This window comes from Streptomyces sp. NBC_01474 (assembly GCF_035918215.1).
Lineage (GTDB): Bacteria > Actinomycetota > Actinomycetes > Streptomycetales > Streptomycetaceae > Streptomyces > Streptomyces aureus.
This window is the reverse complement of the sequence record NZ_CP109449.1, coordinates 6,976,489-6,992,602: the sequence shown is the minus strand read 5'-3', so window position 1 is coordinate 6,992,602 and position 16,114 is coordinate 6,976,489. Positions and strand designations below refer to the sequence as shown.

Annotated in this window: 13 protein-coding genes; 8 read left to right on the top strand and 5 right to left on the bottom strand. The window is 72.0% G+C overall.

Going from position 1 to position 16,114, the window contains the following annotated elements; all coding sequences use genetic code 11:
- The first annotated feature begins 4 nt into the window (after positions 1-4).
- The 4 genes from OG758_RS31885 to OG758_RS31870 are packed head-to-tail and all read left to right on the top strand — an operon-like array spanning position 5 to position 4,889.
- Positions 5-967, top strand: coding sequence for an ABC transporter permease (locus OG758_RS31885; protein ID WP_326713091.1), 963 nt, complete (start codon positions 5-7; stop codon positions 965-967).
- Positions 968-2,956: a dipeptide/oligopeptide/nickel ABC transporter permease/ATP-binding protein gene (locus OG758_RS31880; RefSeq protein WP_326713090.1), complete on the top strand. Its 1,989-nt coding sequence runs from the start codon at positions 968-970 to the stop codon at positions 2,954-2,956.
- Entirely contained in the window at positions 2,953-3,957 is a 1,005-nt protein-coding gene (locus OG758_RS31875) for an ABC transporter ATP-binding protein (RefSeq protein WP_326713089.1), read from the top strand. The genes OG758_RS31880 and OG758_RS31875 overlap by 4 nt, the downstream gene beginning before the upstream one ends.
- Complete coding sequence (locus OG758_RS31870; protein ID WP_326713088.1) at positions 3,954-4,889, top strand: dihydrodipicolinate synthase family protein; 936 nt, start codon at positions 3,954-3,956, stop codon at positions 4,887-4,889. Before OG758_RS31875 ends, OG758_RS31870 begins: the two co-directional genes overlap by 4 nt.
- Before the next feature lie 8 nt (positions 4,890-4,897).
- Here the strand turns inward: OG758_RS31870 and OG758_RS31865 are convergent, their stop codons facing one another.
- The 5 genes from OG758_RS31865 to leuA form a co-directional block, all read right to left on the bottom strand.
- Positions 4,898-5,578, bottom strand: coding sequence for a response regulator transcription factor (locus OG758_RS31865; protein ID WP_326713087.1), 681 nt, complete (start codon positions 5,576-5,578; stop codon positions 4,898-4,900).
- Positions 5,575-6,789: a sensor histidine kinase gene (locus OG758_RS31860; protein ID WP_442810361.1), complete on the bottom strand. Its 1,215-nt coding sequence runs from the start codon at positions 6,787-6,789 to the stop codon at positions 5,575-5,577. The genes OG758_RS31865 and OG758_RS31860 overlap by 4 nt, the downstream gene beginning before the upstream one ends.
- A gap of 76 nt (positions 6,790-6,865) precedes the next feature.
- Complete coding sequence (locus OG758_RS31855) at positions 6,866-8,956, bottom strand: MMPL family transporter (RefSeq protein WP_326713086.1); 2,091 nt, start codon at positions 8,954-8,956, stop codon at positions 6,866-6,868.
- Positions 8,957-9,133: 177 nt separating this feature from the next.
- Positions 9,134-9,865 (bottom strand): TerB family tellurite resistance protein, encoded by a 732-nt coding sequence (locus OG758_RS31850; protein WP_382610171.1) that lies wholly within the window; start codon positions 9,863-9,865, stop codon positions 9,134-9,136.
- Positions 9,866-10,031: 166 nt separating this feature from the next.
- Positions 10,032-11,750 (bottom strand): 2-isopropylmalate synthase, encoded by a 1,719-nt coding sequence (gene leuA / locus OG758_RS31845; protein WP_326713085.1) that lies wholly within the window; start codon positions 11,748-11,750, stop codon positions 10,032-10,034.
- Between the two features lie 292 nt (positions 11,751-12,042).
- Between leuA and OG758_RS31840 the strand changes: the two genes are divergently transcribed.
- From OG758_RS31840 to OG758_RS31825, 4 genes are all read left to right on the top strand, one after another.
- The gene (locus OG758_RS31840; protein ID WP_326713084.1) at positions 12,043-13,116 is read left to right on the top strand and encodes a M4 family metallopeptidase; all 1,074 of its coding nucleotides are present in this window, start codon (positions 12,043-12,045) and stop codon (positions 13,114-13,116) included.
- A 71-nt stretch (positions 13,117-13,187) separates the two neighbouring features.
- Positions 13,188-13,454, top strand: coding sequence for a protealysin inhibitor emfourin (locus tag OG758_RS31835; RefSeq protein ID WP_326713083.1), 267 nt, complete (start codon positions 13,188-13,190; stop codon positions 13,452-13,454).
- A 65-nt stretch (positions 13,455-13,519) separates the two neighbouring features.
- The gene (locus OG758_RS31830; RefSeq protein WP_326713082.1) at positions 13,520-14,860 is read left to right on the top strand and encodes a GH1 family beta-glucosidase; all 1,341 of its coding nucleotides are present in this window, start codon (positions 13,520-13,522) and stop codon (positions 14,858-14,860) included.
- Positions 14,857-16,104 (top strand): MFS transporter, encoded by a 1,248-nt coding sequence (locus OG758_RS31825; RefSeq protein WP_326713081.1) that lies wholly within the window; start codon positions 14,857-14,859, stop codon positions 16,102-16,104. Before OG758_RS31830 ends, OG758_RS31825 begins: the two co-directional genes overlap by 4 nt.
- Positions 16,105-16,114: the final 10 nt, after the last annotated feature.

Here is a 16,114-nt window from a genome sequence, read left to right as displayed (position 1 = left end):
TCCCGTGGTCGTGATCGCCAGAATTCTGGCCCGCCGCCTGGTCCTGCTCGTGCCGCTGCTGCTCGGCATCGTCCTGTTCGTGTTTCTCGTGATGCGGTTCTCGGACAGCGATCCGGCGTCGGCGTTCTTCCAGGGCGCCAATCCGACGCCGCAGCAGCTGCACGACTTCCGGGAGCGCAACGGGCTGCTCGATCCGCTGCCCGTGCGGTACCTCCACTTCGTGGGCGATCTCGTCCGGGGTGACATGGGCGTCAGCGCCCTGACCCGGCAGCCGGTGGTCGACCAGGTGACCACCGCGCTGCCGCTGACGCTGCAACTGACGTTCCTCGGCCTCGCGGTCGCGGTCGTCGTGTCCCTGGTGCTCGGTGTCACGGCGGCGATCCACCGCGACCGGCTCCTCGACCAGATCATCCGCGTCGTGTCGCTGACGGGCGTGGCGGCGCCCGGGTTCTGGCTGGCGCTGCTGATGATCCAGTATCTGGCGGTCGGGCAGGGCTGGTTCCCGACCGGCGGCTACATCAACCCGGCGGACTCCTTCACCGGCTGGCTCAAGTGCATGACGCTCCCGGCGCTCTCGCTGTCCCTGCCCGTCGCGGCGCAGCTGACGCGCATCGTGCGTACGGCGGTGGTCGAGGAACTGGACAAGGACTACGTCCGTACGGCGATCGGCAGCGGGCTGCCGCCGGTCGTGGTGGTGGGGCGCAACGTGCTGCGCAACGCCCTGATCAACCCGCTGACCGTGCTCGGACTGCGGGTCGGCTATCTGCTGGGCGGGGCGGTGGTCACGGAGACGATCTTCTCCCTGCCGGGGATGGGGAAGCTGATGATCGACGCGGTGAAGAACGGTGACCCGGCGGTGGTCCAGGGGGTCGTCCTGACGACGGCCGTCGGGTTCGTCGTCGTCAACCTCGCCATCGACATCCTGTATCTGATGGTCAACCCGCGGCTCAGGGGGGCGCAGAGCTAGATGGTCACCTCCCGCAAAGCGCTCACCGAGGCGCTGTCCCGGCCGGGCGTCCGGCTGCGCTCCCTGCGCCGGCTGCCCGTCCTGTCCCGGATCGCGGTCGCCGTCGTCGCGGTCGTCGTCCTCATGGCGCTGTTCGCGCCGCTGCTCGCACCCCACGACCCGCTCGACCAGCAGTCGCAGACCGACGGCACCGGGCACCCGTCGGGCAGTCACTGGATGGGCCAGGACAGCCTGGGCCGCGACATCCTCAGCCGGCTGATGTACGGGGCGCGCTGGTCGCTGGCCATCGGGCTCGGCGCGACGCTGCTCGCACTGGTGGTGGGCGCGGTGCTCGGCGCGATCGCGGCGACGTCGCGCAAGACGGTCGACGAGACGCTGATGCGCTGCCTCGACGTCGTGATGGCGTTCCCCGGGATCGCTCTCGCGGCCGTCCTCGTCGCCGTGTTCGGCGGCGGCATCCCCGTACTCATCTGCGCGATCGCGTTCCTGTTCACCCCGCCCGTCGCCCGTGTCGTACGGGCCAACGTGCTCGACCAGTACGGCGAGGACTACGTGACGGCCGAGCGGGTCATCGGGGCGCGCACGCCGCACATCGTGCTGCGGCACATCGCGGTCAACTGCGCGGCGCCGATCCTCGTGTTCTGCACGGTGCAGGTCGCGGAGGCCATCGTCTTCGAGGCGTCGCTGTCGTTCATCGGGGCGGGGGTCCGGCCGCCCGACCCGTCGTGGGGCAGTGTCATCGCGGACGGCAAGAACATGGTCCTCATCGGGGGCTGGTGGGCGACCGTCTTCCCCGGCCTGCTGATGCTGCTCACGGTGCTCGCGCTGAACATCCTGTCCGAGGGCGTGTCCGACGCGTGGGCCGCGCCCGCCGCGCGTGACGTGTCCGGCGCGGAGGCGGACCGTCTCGAAGCTCCGAAGCCCGGCAGCGGCACGGTCCTCGAACTGCCCGGCCTCACCGAGGCCGCCACCCGGCTGAGGTCCCGCGCCCGGCCCCTGCCCGAGGGCGACCCCGTCCTCCAGGTCACCGATCTCGCGATCGGCTTCGACGCGCGGCACGGTGGCGTGGACATCGTCGACGGCATCACGTTCGACGTGCGGCCCGGTGAAGTCCTCGGCCTGGTCGGCGAGTCGGGGTGCGGCAAGTCGCTGACCGCGCTGACCGTGATGGGGCTCGAACCCAAGGGCGCGCGGATCCGCGGCCGGGTCACCTTCGACGGCCAGGAGCTGATCGGCCGCTCGATGGGCGCCAGGCGCCGGCTCCTCGGCCACGACATGGCGATGATCTACCAGGACGCCCTGTCGTCCCTGAACCCGGCGATGACCGTGCGCTCCCAGCTCAAGCAGGTCGTCCGCCGCGGTGGCCGGCGCACCCCGGCCGAGCTGCTGTCCCTCGTCGGCCTCGACCCCGAGCGGACCCTGCGCAGCTATCCGCACGAGCTGTCGGGCGGCCAGCGCCAGCGCGTCCTGATCGCGATGGCCCTGTCGCGCAGCCCGAAGCTGATCGTCGCCGACGAGCCGACGACCGCACTGGACGTGACCGTGCAGGCGCAGGTCATCGAGCTGCTGCTGCGGCTGCGCGAGGAACTGGGCTTCGCGCTGATCCTCGTCTCGCACGACCTGGCGCTCGTCGCCGACGTCACGGACCGGGTGGTCGTGATGTACGGCGGGCAGATCGTGGAGACGGGCGTGACGGCGGACCTCGTCGAGGCGCCCACCCACCACTACACGCGCGGGCTGCTCGGCTCGGTCCTCTCGCTGGAGACGGCGGCGGACCGGCTGACGCAGATCAGGGGCGTCGTGCCGTCGCCGGCCGACTTCCCGGCGGGCTGCCGGTTCGCCGACCGGTGCCCGATGGCGAGCGAGGTGTGCCGGACGACGGCGCCCGACCTGCTCGGCGGCCGACGGCACGCGTCGGCCTGTCACCATCCGGCGGTGGTCCCGCCGCCCACGGTTCCGGCTCCCCGGGGAAGCGAGGCTATGAAGTGACGGATCCCGTGGTCGAGTTGAGGGATGCCCATGTGGTGCACCGGGCCCGCTCCGGCGGCCTGTTCGCCCGCGACCGGGTGTACGCCCTCACCGGCGCCGACCTGTCCGTGGCGCCCGGCGAGACGGTCGGCGTGGTCGGCGAGTCGGGCTGCGGCAAGTCGACGCTCGCCAAGGTCCTCGTGGGGGTGCAGCGCCCGACGTCCGGCACGGTCGTCGTGGCCGGCCACGATCTGTGGACCATGAAGCCGGGCGAGCGGCGCGCCACGGTCGGCGAGGGCGTCGGCATGATCTTCCAGGATCCGTCGACGGCCCTGAACCGGCGCCTGACCGTCCGCCAGATCCTGCGTGACCCCCTCGACGTCCACCGCCGCGGCGCACCCGCCACACGCGCGGAACGCGTACGGGAGCTGATGTCCCTGGTCGGGCTGCCGGGCGCGCTCGCAGGGGCGCTGCCCGGGCAGTTGTCGGGCGGGCAGCGCCAGCGCGTGGCGATCGCCCGCGCCCTCGCCCTCGAACCCACGCTGGTCGTGGCGGACGAGCCGACGAGCGCGCTCGACGTGTCGGTGCGGGCGCAGATCCTGAATCTGCTGCTCGACCTGAAGGAGCGCCTCGGCCTCGCCCTCGTGTTCGTCTCGCACGACATCCAGACGGTGCGGCGCATGAGCGACCGCGTGATCACGATGTATCTGGGCCGGATCGTGGAGGAGTCTCCGTCCGACGACGTGCTCGACCGGGCCAGGCACCCGTACACCCGTGCGCTGTTCTCGGCGACGCCCGGGCTGCTCGACCCGATCGACCCGATCCCGCTGGTCGGCCCGGTGCCGTCGGCGACGCATCCGCCGAGCGGCTGCCCCTTCCGTACGCGCTGCTGGAAGGCCGACGCGGTGTGCGCGGAGGCGATGCCGGAGTTCGAGCCGGGCGGTGAGGGGCATCGGTTCCGCTGTCACCATCCCGTGCGCGAGGGGCAGTCCACGCACGAACTCGTCCAGGAGGTCTCATGACGCTGCGCTCCCCGCTGACCGGAGTCGTCCCGCCCGTCTGCACGCCCCTGACCCCGGACAACGAGGTGGACGTCGGTTCCCTCGTACGTCTTGTCGACCACCTCGTCGCGGGTGGTGTCGACGGGCTCTTCGTGCTCGGCTCCTCCGGCGAGGCGGCCTTCCTGCCCGACCGGCACCGCAAGGTGGTCGTCGACACCGTCGTGGGTCATGTCGCCGGTCAGCTGCCCGTCCTGGCCGGGGCGATCGACATGGCGACCCTGCGCGTCCTCGACCACGCCCGTACGGCGGCGGAGGCCGGCGCGGACGCGATCGTCGCCACGGCGCCCTTCTACACGCGCACCCACCCGGCCGAGATCACCCGCCACTTCCGGCTCCTGGCCCAGCGGTGCGGCCTGCCGGTGTTCGCCTACGACCTGCCGGTGTCGGTGCACTCCAAGCTGGGCGCCGACCTCGTCCTCGACCTGGCCGCCGACGGGACGCTCGCCGGCCTGAAGGACTCCAGCGGTGACGAGGGCGCGTTCCGCGAGGTCGTCGTCGGCGCGCGCTCCCGCGCCGACATCACGGGGTTCAGCGTCCTGACCGGGTCCGAGCTGACCGTGGACTCGGCGCTCGCGATGGGCGCGGACGGAGTGGTACCGGGCCTCGGGAACGTCGATCCGGCCGGATACGCGCGGCTGTACGCGTACGGCCGGGCCGGTGACCGGGAGCGGGCGCGGGTCGAGCAGGAGCGGCTGTGTGCGCTGTTCCGGATGGTGCGGGTGGGAGATCCGGCGCGGATGGGCGGGAGCTCGTCCGCGCTCGGGGCCTTCAAGGCGGCCCTGTATCTGCGGGGCGTGATCGACTGCCCGCTGACCGCGGATCCGCAGATCCCGCTGTCCGCGGAGGAGATCGAGCGGGTGGGGAAGTTCCTCGCGGCGGCGGGGCTCCTGTAGCGGAACGGTCAGGCGCCGCCCGGCTCGATCAGGCCCGACTCGTAGGCCACGATGACGAGTTGGGCCCTGTCGCGCGCGCCCAGCTTGCCCATGATGCGGCTCACGTGCGTCTTCGCCGTGAGAGGGCTGAGGCCGAGGACCTCGGCCGCCTCCGTGTTGGTGAGGCCGCGCGCCACGAGGGTCAGGACCTGGCGCTCGCGGTCGGTGAGCGCGGCGAGGCCGGGCGGGACGGGCCCGGGCTCGGCCGGGGCGCGCAGGACGCGGGCGATCAGGCGGGCCGTGGGGCCGGGCGACAGCAGGGACTCGCCGGCGGCCACGGTACGGATGGCGTCGAGGAGTTCGGCCGGCTTGGTGTCCTTGACGAGGAACCCGGACGCGCCCGCCCGCAGCGCCTCGACGACGTGTTCGTCGGTGTCGTACGTCGTCAGCATCAGGACCTTGACGCCCGCGAGGTCCTCGTCGGCGGCGAGCAGGCGGGTCGCCTCGATGCCGTCGAGGTCGGGCATGCGGATGTCCATGACGATCAGGTCGGCACGGCGCGTGCGGGCCTGTTCCACGGCCTCGCGGCCGGTACCGGCCTGGCCGACGACCTCCATGTCGGGCGCCGACTCGACGAGCATCGCGAACGCGGCCCGTACGAGGGTCTGGTCGTCGGCGAGGAGTACGCGCACGGGCTGGGCCCCGGTCACCGTGCCACCCCGGTCGGCAGGACCGCAGCGACTTCGAATCCGCCCTGGGCGCGCGGCCCGGCGTCGAGGGTGCCGCCCACGCTGCGGGCCCGCTCGCGCATGCCGAGCAGGCCGAAGCCCGCGGGCCGGCCGGGCTCGGGCGAGGAAGAGGACGGCGACGAGGGCGGTGGTGTGCCGTCGTCGGCGACGCGCAGGTGGAGGGCGTCGCCCAGGCCGCGGATGCCGACGCGGACGGTGAGTCCGGGGCCGCCGTGCCGGACGGCGTTCGTGAGTGCCTCCTGGACGATGCGGTAGGCCGCGGCGCCCACGGCGGGCGGCGCCTCCACGTTCTCGACGGACAGGTCGACGGTGGCTCCGGCGGTGCGGGCGGCCTCGGCGAGGTCGGGCAGCCCGTCGAGCCCGGGGAGCGGGCCGCGGCTGTCGTCGGGGCCGGCGCGCAGCACTTCGAGGGTGGCACGCAGTTCGCCGCGGGCGGTGCGGCAGGTCTCGGCGATGTCGTCGAGCGCCCTGGCGACGGCGGCGCGGTCCAGGCGGTCCGGGTCGGCGTGCAGGACGTGGGCGGCCACCGACGTCTGGACGCCGACGAGGGTGATGCTGTGGGCGAGCAGGTCGTGCAGGTCGCGGGCGACGCGCAGCCGCTCCTCCGCGACCCGGCGCCGCGCCTCCTCCTCGCGGGTGCGTTCGGCTCGCTCGGCGCGCTCCACGACCGAGGCGACGTACTGGCGGTGGACGCGGACGATGACGCCGGCCAGCAGGAACGCAACGATCCAGCCGGAGATCCGCAGCGCCTCCGTGCCCTCGGTCATGCCCTCGCCGAACTTGACGCCGAGCATGATGCCGAGGACGCCGGCGCCGAGGAACAGGGTGCGCAGGGGGCGCCCTGTGGAGGCGACCGTGTAGAGGGCGGTCATGGAGACGGCCATCGGCGCCGTGTGGTTGTAGTCGAGCGCGTGGTACGGCGCCACGCAGGCGACGAGGCCGAGGAACGCCCGCACCGGCGCCCGCCGCCTGAACGCCGACGGGACGTGCGCGGCCATGAGCAGGCCCCAGCCGAGCGCGTCCGGGTGTCGGCCGTTGCCGCTCGTCGTCAGGGCGATCACGACGGCGGCGACCGCCGCGACGGCGGCCAGGAGAGCGTCCTCGCGCAGGGTCCGGGCGGCGCTGACGCCGCGCCGGCCGAGACCCGGGAGCAGGATGTGTTTGACGTCCACCGGTTCATCTTCCGTCAGGAGGGCGCGGAGGACGCCCCTCCGGGGCGAGAGGGGCGCCGTACGGTCCGCGGGGCGGTCAGGGTGTGGGCGCGAGGGTGCGCTCCGGTTCCTCCGCCGGTGGCCGGGGCTGCGGCTTCCTGGACAGCGGCCCGGGCCACCACACCGTACGGCCGAGGGCCATGCTCGCCGACGTCACCAGGTACGTACGGACGAGGAACGTGTCCAGGAGCACGCCGACCGCGATGACGAAGCCCATCTCGACGAGCGACACCAGCGGCATGTTGGTGAGGACCGAGAAGGTCGCGGCGAGGACGAGTCCCGCCGAGGCGATCACCCCTCCCGTGGTGCGCAGCGCGGTCAGCGCGGCGGCTCCGGGTTCGGCGCCCGCGAGGGACTCCTCGCGCATGCGGTGCATGAGGAAGATGCCGTAGTCGACGCCGAGGGCGACGAGGAACACGAAGGTCAGCAGGCCGAGTCCGGGGTCGGTGCCCTGGAAGCCGAACAGCGGCCCGAAGACGAGCCCGGCGATGCCGAGCGAGGCGCCCCACACGGCGACGACCGCGCCGAGCAGGATCAGCGGCGCCACGAGACTGCGCAGCAGCACGACGAGGATCAGCAGGACGGTGGCCAGGACGATCGGCACGACGACCTTGCGGTCACGGGAGTTGGTGTCCTTCAGGTCGAGCTGCTGCGCGCTCTGTCCGCCGACGTACGAGCCCTTGCCGTCGAGCCGGTCGCGCAAGGTCTCGATGGTGGTGGTCTCGCCCGTGGACTGGGGCGGGGCGGAGGCGGTGACGGAGATCTCCGTCCAGCCGTGTCCGCTGCGCACGCGCTCGGCGGCGGCGACCCCGGGCACGTCGCGCGCGGTGGCGAGCGTCTCGCCGGCGCGGCCCGTCGGGGTGATCACGCTGATGGGCTGGGTGCCGCGCTCGGGGTAGGCGGCGGCGAGGGTCTGCATCGCGACGACGGAGTCCGGCTTGTCGGTGAAGGTGTCCTCCTGCTTGAGGCTGCCGGGCAGGCTGAACACGCCGAGCGCGAGCGCCCCGAGGAGCAGGGCGCCAGAGGCGAGGACGGTCAGCGGCCTGCGCCCGGCCGAGCTGCCCATCGCCGCGAACAGGGACCTGCGGGCCTTGGGTGTGGAGCCGTACGCCGGGACCAGCGGCCAGAACACGCGCCTTCCGAGCAGGACGAGGACGGCGGGCAGCAGCGTCAGCATGGCGACGAGCGCGCACAGGACGCCCACGGCGCCGAGCGGTCCCATGCCGCGGCTGCTGTTGAGGTCGGCGGCGAGCAGGCAGAACAGGCCGACGGCGACGGTTCCCGACGAGGCGAGGACAGCGGGCCCGCAGCCGCGCAGAGCGGCCCGCATGGCGTCGTAGGGCCGCTCGGTGCGGCGCAGCTCCTCGCGGTAGCGGGAGACGAGGAGCAGTGCGTAGTCGGTGCCCGCGCCGAAGACGAGGATCGTCATCACGCCGGAGCTCTGGCCGCTGACGGTGGTGCCGAACGCCTGGTGGAGCCCGTAGGCGACGCCCATCGACAGGAAGTCGGCGACGCCCGCGACGACGAGCGGCACGAGCCACAGGAAGGGGCTGCGGTAGATGAGGACGAGCAGGATCGCGACGACGGCGACGGTCGTGTAGAGCAGGGGGCCGTCGAGCGAGCCGTAGACCTCGCTCGCGTCGGTGGCGAGCGCTCCTGCTCCGCCGGTGTCGACGCTCAGGCCGCCGGTGTCGTGGGCGATGTCGCGCACGTCGTTGACGAAGGCGTCGCGGGCCTTCTCGTCGTGTCCCGGAGCGGTGCTGGCGACCGGGTACATGAGGGTGGCGCCGTCGCGGGACGGTACGCCCTTCGGGACTGCGGTGAGGTCGAAGGTCCGGTCGACGCGGGCGACCTGGGCGGCGGCCGTGGTGCGGTCGGCGGCGGTGAGTCCGCCGTCGCGGTGGTAGACGAGGACGAGTTCGGTGCTCTCGCCACCCGGCAGTTCGTCCTGGATCTTCGCCACCTGCGTGGAGTCGGCACTCGCCGGCAGATAGTCGACGGCCCGGTCGTGCTGGACGTCGCTCAGCTTGCCGGCGAACGGCCCGGCGATCGCGAGCACGACGATCCACAGGCCGAGCAGCGTCCAGGGCACCGCTGCCCGGCGCCTCTTTGTCGGTACGCCCCCCATCGGTGGGCCTCCCTCACATCACGGTGTCCGGTGTCGCCGTCCGGTCGGACAGGACGTCTCCAGACTCCCGTCGGGGAGGCCTCGGTTCGTCGGGCGTGAGGGCGAGGTGCGGGGTACTGCCGGGGGTGCGTGCGGCGGGTCGTTACTCCCTGGGGAGTACGGGCCCGCCGTACGGCGTCAGGACGGGGTGCGAGCCGCTTCCAGGAGCTCGGACACCTCGTCGGTGCACATGGTGAGGGCGGCGCCCGCGGTGCTGAGTACGTCGCGTTCGGCGGGCGTGTAGGGCCCGTCGGCGAGCGCGATTCTGGCGCCCTGGAGGAGGATCGACTCGCGTCCGGCGGGGGCGAGGTGGGGGGCGAGCGGGTCGAGGGCCTCATGGAGTTCGATGGCTAGTCCGGCGCCGGGCCCGCAGTGCTCGGAGACGCGGCCCGCGTCGGTGAGCAACGCCTCGACGAGCGCGGCGAGTTGGACATCCGTGCAGTCGTCGAACCCGGCGCCGCGCAGCGTCGCGACGGCGGTCTCGAGGGCCGTACGGGAGGAGACTCCGCCCGCGGAGAGGACCGCGAGGACGACGGTGTGGACGGCGTCGCGGAGCATCGCGGAGAAGCGGTGCGTGGTGGGGTGGTCGAGGACGTCGGCGGCGAACCGGTCCTCGCAGGCGGCGCATTCGACGACGGGGCCGGTGGCGCCGCGCGGGACGAGCGGGATACCGAGGAGCACGAAGCGGCGACGGCCCGTGCGGCGGCGGTAGTTGCGGTCACCGCCACAGCCGGGACAGAAGAACTCCCCGTCGCCGACGGTGGTCCACGCGGTGCGGACGCCGATGAGACGCGACAGGGGACGCGCCGCTGGAAGCGATGCTTGACCAGCAAGCCCGTTACGGTCGGTTCGTCCCCAAATCGGCAGCACGTCGCACACCTCCGTCGACCCCCAGGCCACATCGCCTGGTTGGGCGTGATGTTAGCCACATTGTTGATACGGCGTCATCACCTTGTACGGGACCGTGGCCGGTATACGACGCGGCCCCGCCCGCCACGAGGGCGGACGGGGCCGGTGAAGGTGCCGGTGACCTGGGTCAGCGTGCGGAACGGTTGACCGCGGAGACCACGGCCTTCAGGGACGCGCGTGTCGTATTCGCGTCGATGCCGATGCCCCACAGGACCTTGTCGCCGATCGCGCACTCGATGTACGAGGCGGCCTGCGCGGAGGCGCCCTCGCTCATCGTGTGCTCCTGGTAGTCCAGCAGGCGGGCGTCGATGCCGACGGCCTGCAGGGCGTCGAAGAACGCCGAGATCGGGCCGTTGCCCGTACCGGTCAGGACGGTGGCCTCACCGTCGACGTCGGCCGAGACGGTCAGCGTGTCGACGCCGTCCGTGTCGGTCGTGCTCTGCCCGGCCTTGACCTGGATGCGGCCCCACGGGTTCTCGGCGTTGGGCAGGTACTCGTCCTGGAAGACCGACCAGATCTCCTTCGGCGTGACCTCGCCGCCCTCGGCGTCCGTCTTCGCCTGGATGATCTTCGAGAACTCGATCTGCATGCGACGCGGCAGGTCCAGCTTGTGGTCGTTCTTCAGGACGTACGCGATACCGCCCTTGCCGGACTGCGAGTTGACGCGGATGACTGCCTCGTAGGAGCGGCCGACGTCCTTCGGGTCGATGGGCAGGTACGGGACCGCCCACTCGATGTCGTCGACGGACTTGCCGGCGGCCTCGGCCCGCGCGCCCATCGCCTCGAAGCCCTTCTTGATGGCGTCCTGGTGGGAGCCGGAGAAGGACGTGTAGACCAGGTCGCCCGCGTAGGGGTGGCGCGGGTGGACCTCCATCTGGTTGCAGTACTCGGCGGTGCGGCGGATCTCGTCGATGTCGGAGAAGTCGATCTGCGGGTCGACACCCTGCGAGAACAGGTTCATGCCCAGCGTGACCAGGTCGACGTTGCCGGTGCGCTCGCCCTGGCCGAACAGGCAGCCCTCGATGCGGTCGGCGCCGGCCATCAGGGCCAGCTCGGCGGCGGCGACGGCCGTGCCGCGGTCGTTGTGCGGGTGCACGGACAGGCAGACGTACGCGCGGTTCGACAGGTTGCGGTGCATCCACTCGAAGCGGTCCGCGTGCGTGGACGGCGTCGAACGCTCCACGGTGGCGGGCAGGTTGAGGATGATCTCGCGGCCGGGACCCGGCTTGTAGACCTCCATGACCGCCTCGCAGACCTCCAGTGCGAAGTCCAGCTCGGTGTCGGTGAAGATCTCCGGGCTGTACTGGTAGCCGAAGGTCGTCTCGGGGCCGAGGATCTTCTCCGCGTAGTCGATGACGTGCTGCGTGCCGTCGATCGCGATCTGCTTGATCTGCTCCTTGGAGCCGCGGAAGACGATCTCGCGGAAGGTAGGCGCCGTCGCGTTGTACAGGTGCACCGTCGCGCGCTTGGCGCCCTTCAGGGACTGGACCGTGCGCTCGATGAGCTCCTCGCGCGCCTGCGTCAGCACGGAGATCGTCACATCGTCCGGGATCGCGCCCTCTTCGATGATCGACCGTACGAAGGCGAAGTCGGTCTCGCCGGAGGCGGGGAAGCCGACCTCGATCTCCTTGTAGCCCATGCGGACCAGGAGGTCGAACATCTCGCGCTTGCGGGCCGGGGACATCGGGTCGATCAGCGCCTGGTTGCCGTCGCGCAGGTCGGTGGAGAGCCAGCGGGGGGCGGCGGTGACACGCTTGCCGGGCCACGTGCGGTCGGGGATGTCGACCTGCTCGTACTGTCCGTACTTGTGGACCGGCATGGAAGTGGGGCGCTGGAAGTTCGGCATGTGCGGGGGCTCCTCGGGTGTGTCCGGAAGGACGGCCGACGGTCTAAGCGCAACACCGAACTCCGCGGGGAGGGGGTCGGCCTCGACTACAGGCCCTCGCCGCGGCAGCTAAGGAGAAGCAGCCCGTAACGCATGATGCGTCGCAGCCTAGCCCAGCCGTGGGAGGGACGCGGGTGTGTATCAGTATGCGGGATCGGCGTCAGGTAACGGGCAAGAGGTGATCAATCCCTCTATTTCATTAATCCTGGCTGCAGGTAGTGACAGTGAGGTCACGCAGTGCCACATTGCCGCCATGACCGCGAACCGTAAGGGCTTCGAGCCCGTCTTCTGCACCATCGTGCCGCCCCACATCCTCGACAAGGCCGCCCGGTCCGGCGACCCCGCGCTCTCGGCACCGGCCCGCCGCACCCTGGAACGCGACGCCCTGGAGCGCACGCGCCGCCGCCTGACCACCGTGATCGGCGCCCCCTCGGTGGCCGCGCCCGCGGACGCCGTCGAGCAAGAGCCGCACCGCACGGTCTTCGACGCGGGCCACCGCACCGAGCTGCCGGGCACGAAGGTCCGCGGCGAGGGCGACGAGCCCGGCAAGGACGCGACCGTCAACCGCGCGTACGCGGGGCTCGGCGCGACCTTCGAGCTGTACCTGGAGAAGTTCGCCCGCGACTCCATCGACGGCAGCGGTCTGCCGCTGAACGCGTCCGTGCACTTCGACAACGACTACAACAACGCGTTCTGGAACGGCGAGCAGATGGTGTTCGGCGACGGGGACGGGGAGATCTTCCTCGACTTCACCATCCCGGTCGACGTGATCGGCCACGAGCTGACGCACGGCGTCACCCAGTACACGGCGAACCTCACCTACTTCGGGCAGCCGGGCGCCCTGAACGAGTCGGTGTCGGACGTCTTCGGCTCCCTGATCAAGCAGTACTCGCTCGGCCAGAGCGCCGCCGACGCCGACTGGCTGATCGGCGCGGGCCTCCTCGCGCCGCGCGTCACGGGCAAGGCGCTGCGCTCCATGAAGGCGCCCGGCACGGCGTACGACGACGACGTGCTCGGCAAGGACCCGCAGCCCGCCGACATGGACCACTTCGTGCGGACGAGCAGCGACAACGGCGGCGTGCACATCAACTCCGGCATCCCGAACCACGCCTTCTACCTGCTGGCCGTGGCACTCGGCGGCAACGCGTGGGAGCGGGCCGGGCAGATCTGGTACGACGTCCTGACCGGCGGCGAGCTGGCGCAGGACGCGTCCTTCGCGGACTTCGCGAAGCTGACGGTGAAGGCGGCGCGCACCCGCTTCAAGGACGGCGAGGAGCTGGAGTCCGTCCAGAAGGCCTGGTCGCAGGTCGGCGTACCGACGGAGTAGGGCCGGCTCAGGCACAGGGCTCGGCGGCCGCCCGGCTGGGCAGCGGGCGGCCGCTGGAGTAGACAGGTCCCATGCGTATTCAGGTCATCCGTACCGGAGGATTCGCCGGGATCGAGCGACGGGCCGAGGTCGACACCTCGGGCCGTACCGACGCCCACGAGTGGCACGCCCTGGCCGAGCAGGCGCTGGCCTCGGGCCGGGGCACGCCGCCGGTGGGAGTGCCGGACGGGTTCAGCTACACGATCACGGTGGACGGGAAGACCGTGTACTGCGCGGACCCGCGGCTCACGGACGAGCAGCGGGGGCTGATCTCGCGGGTCCTGAAGGAAGGGGCGTAGCCGCCTTTCGGGGGTGTAACGACCTTTTCCTGCAAGGGCGTTGACTTCCGTTACCGTCGGTACGCATGATCGCGCGCATGGCAGCGAGCGAACCGGTACCTCAGTTCCCGCACGACTTCCTGTGGGGCGTGTCCACCTCGGCCCACCAGATCGAGGGCGCCGTCGACGCGCGCCTGCCCTCGGTGTGGGACGCGTTCACGGCACAGCCTGGGCGGGTGAAGGACGGCTCGACGGCCGCCGTCGCCTGCGACCACTACCACCGCTACGGCGAGGACGTGGCGCTGATCGCCGGCCTCGGGGTCGGGGCGTACCGCTTCTCCGTCTCCTGGCCGCGGGTCATGTCCCCGGGCGGCCTCGATTTCTACGACCGGCTCGTCGACGCGCTGTGCGCGGCGGGCGTACAGCCCGTGCCGACGCTCTTCCACTGGGACACCCCGCTGTCCGTGGAGGAGGCGGGCGGCTGGCTGAAGCGGGACACGGCGTCACTCTTCGCGGACCACGCGGCCGAGGTCGCGGACCGTATCGGCGACCGCGTACAGAAGTGGATCACCCTCAACGAGCCCGCCGAACACACCCTCCTCGGCCACGCGCTCGGCCAGCACGCGCCCGGCAGGCAGCTCCTGTTCGACGCGCTGCCGGTGGCCCACCACCAGCTCCTCGCCCATGGCCTCGCCGTACGGGCGCTGCGCGCGGCCGGCGCCACGGACATCGGGATCGCGAACTCGCACGGCCCGACCTGGCCCGCCTCCGACGACCCCGCCGACCGTGAGGCCGCGGACTTCTACGACGTGCTCCTCAACCGGCTCTTCGCCGACCCGCTGCTCCTCGGCGCCTACCCGGAGGGCATCGGCGACCTGATGCCGGGCGATGTGGACGCCGATCTGAAGGTGATCGCCGAGCCCGTCGACTGGTACGGGATCAACTTCTACCAGCCGACCAAGGTCGGCGCGCCGCTCACCTCCGGCGAGGCGACGGAGTTCTCCGGCCTCACCCTGCCGCCCGAACTCCCCTTCTCCCCAAGGGAGATCGAGGGATACCCCGTCACGGACTTCGGCTGGCCGGTGGTCCCCGAAGCGCTCACCGAGCTCCTCCTCGCCTTCCGCGACCGCTACGGCGACCGGCTCCCGCCCCTCGTCATCACCGAGAACGGCTGCAGTTACGAGGGTGTGGACGACCAGGAGCGGATCGCGTACCTGGACGGCCATCTGCGCGCCCTGCACCGCGCCCTGGAGGCGGGGGTCGACGTGCGCGGCTACTTCGTGTGGTCGCTGATGGACAACTTCGAGTGGGCGGAGGGCTACGCGCGCCGCTTCGGCCTCGTCCACGTCGACTACACGACCCTGGAGCGCACACCGAAGGCGTCGTACCACTGGCTGCGGGACGTGCTGCGGGCGCAGCGCGCATGACGGCCGCCGTCGCGGCGCTCGACGAGCCCGTCGAGCGGGTCGGGCGCGGCTGGACGGCCGCGCTGTCGCTGGCCAACGGGGCGATCTGGGTCGGCTGGTACGGGCCCCTGCAGATCCTGCTCGCCCTCCAGGCCGAGGACTTCGCACCCGGCACCGGCATGTCCAAGGAGACGCTGCTCGCGTGGGTGACCGGGGCGGGCGCCGTGGTGTCGCTCGCCGCGAACCCGTTCTTCGGCGCGCTCTCGGACCGTACGGTGTCGCGGTTCGGGCGGCGTACGCCGTGGATCGTGGCGGGCGCGGGCGGCGGCGCGTGTGCGCTGCTCCTGCTGGCGGGGGCCGGGTCCGTGTGGACGATGGCGGCCGGCTGGTGCCTGGTGCAGCTGACGCTGAACGCGGCGTTCGCGGCGGTGACGGCGGCCGTGCCCGACCGGGTGCCGCGGCTCCAGCGCGGCGCGGTGGGCGGCTGGCTGGGGGCCGCGCAGATCCTGGGCGTGGTCGTCGGCACAGGGCTCGCGACCGTCGTGGGCGGGGTCGGCGCCGGGTACACGGCGTGCGCGGTGTTCGCCCTGGTGGGCGTCCTGCCGTACGTGCTGCGCCATCCGGACCTCCGGCTCGCCCCGGCGGACCGGCCGCCCTGGGCCTGGCGGACCTTCCTGGCCGGGTTCTGGCTGAGCCCCCGCCGCTACCCCGACCTCGGGTGGGCCTGGCTGACCCGCTTCCTGATCAACCTCAGCAACGCGCTGGTGCTCCTGTACCTCCTCTACTACCTGCGCGACCGCCTCCACTACGGCGACCCCGACCAGGGTGTACTGATCCTGACGGCGGTCAACGGCGTGACCCTGCTGTGCACCGTCGTCGTGGCCGGGGTCGCCTCCGACCGGGTGGGGCGCCGCAAGCCCTTCGTGATCTGGTCGGGCGTGCTGATGGCGGTGGCGACGGCCGCGCTGTCCGGCTGGCAGACCTGGCCCGGCGCGATCGTCGCGGCGGCGGTCCTCGGCGTCGGCTTCGGCGTCTTCACCTCGGTCGACTTCGCGCTGATGACGGACGTCCTGCCCAAGGCCATGGACCGGGGCAAGGACCTGGGCGTCATCAACGTCGCCAACTCCCTGCCCCAGGTCGCCGCGCCCGCGCTCGCCGCGCCGATCGTCACGTACCTCGGCGGCTACCGCGTCCTGTACCTGGTCGCGGCGGTGATCGGACTCGCGGGGGCACTCCTGGTGAGGCGGATCCGGTCGGTGGCCTGACGGGCGGGCG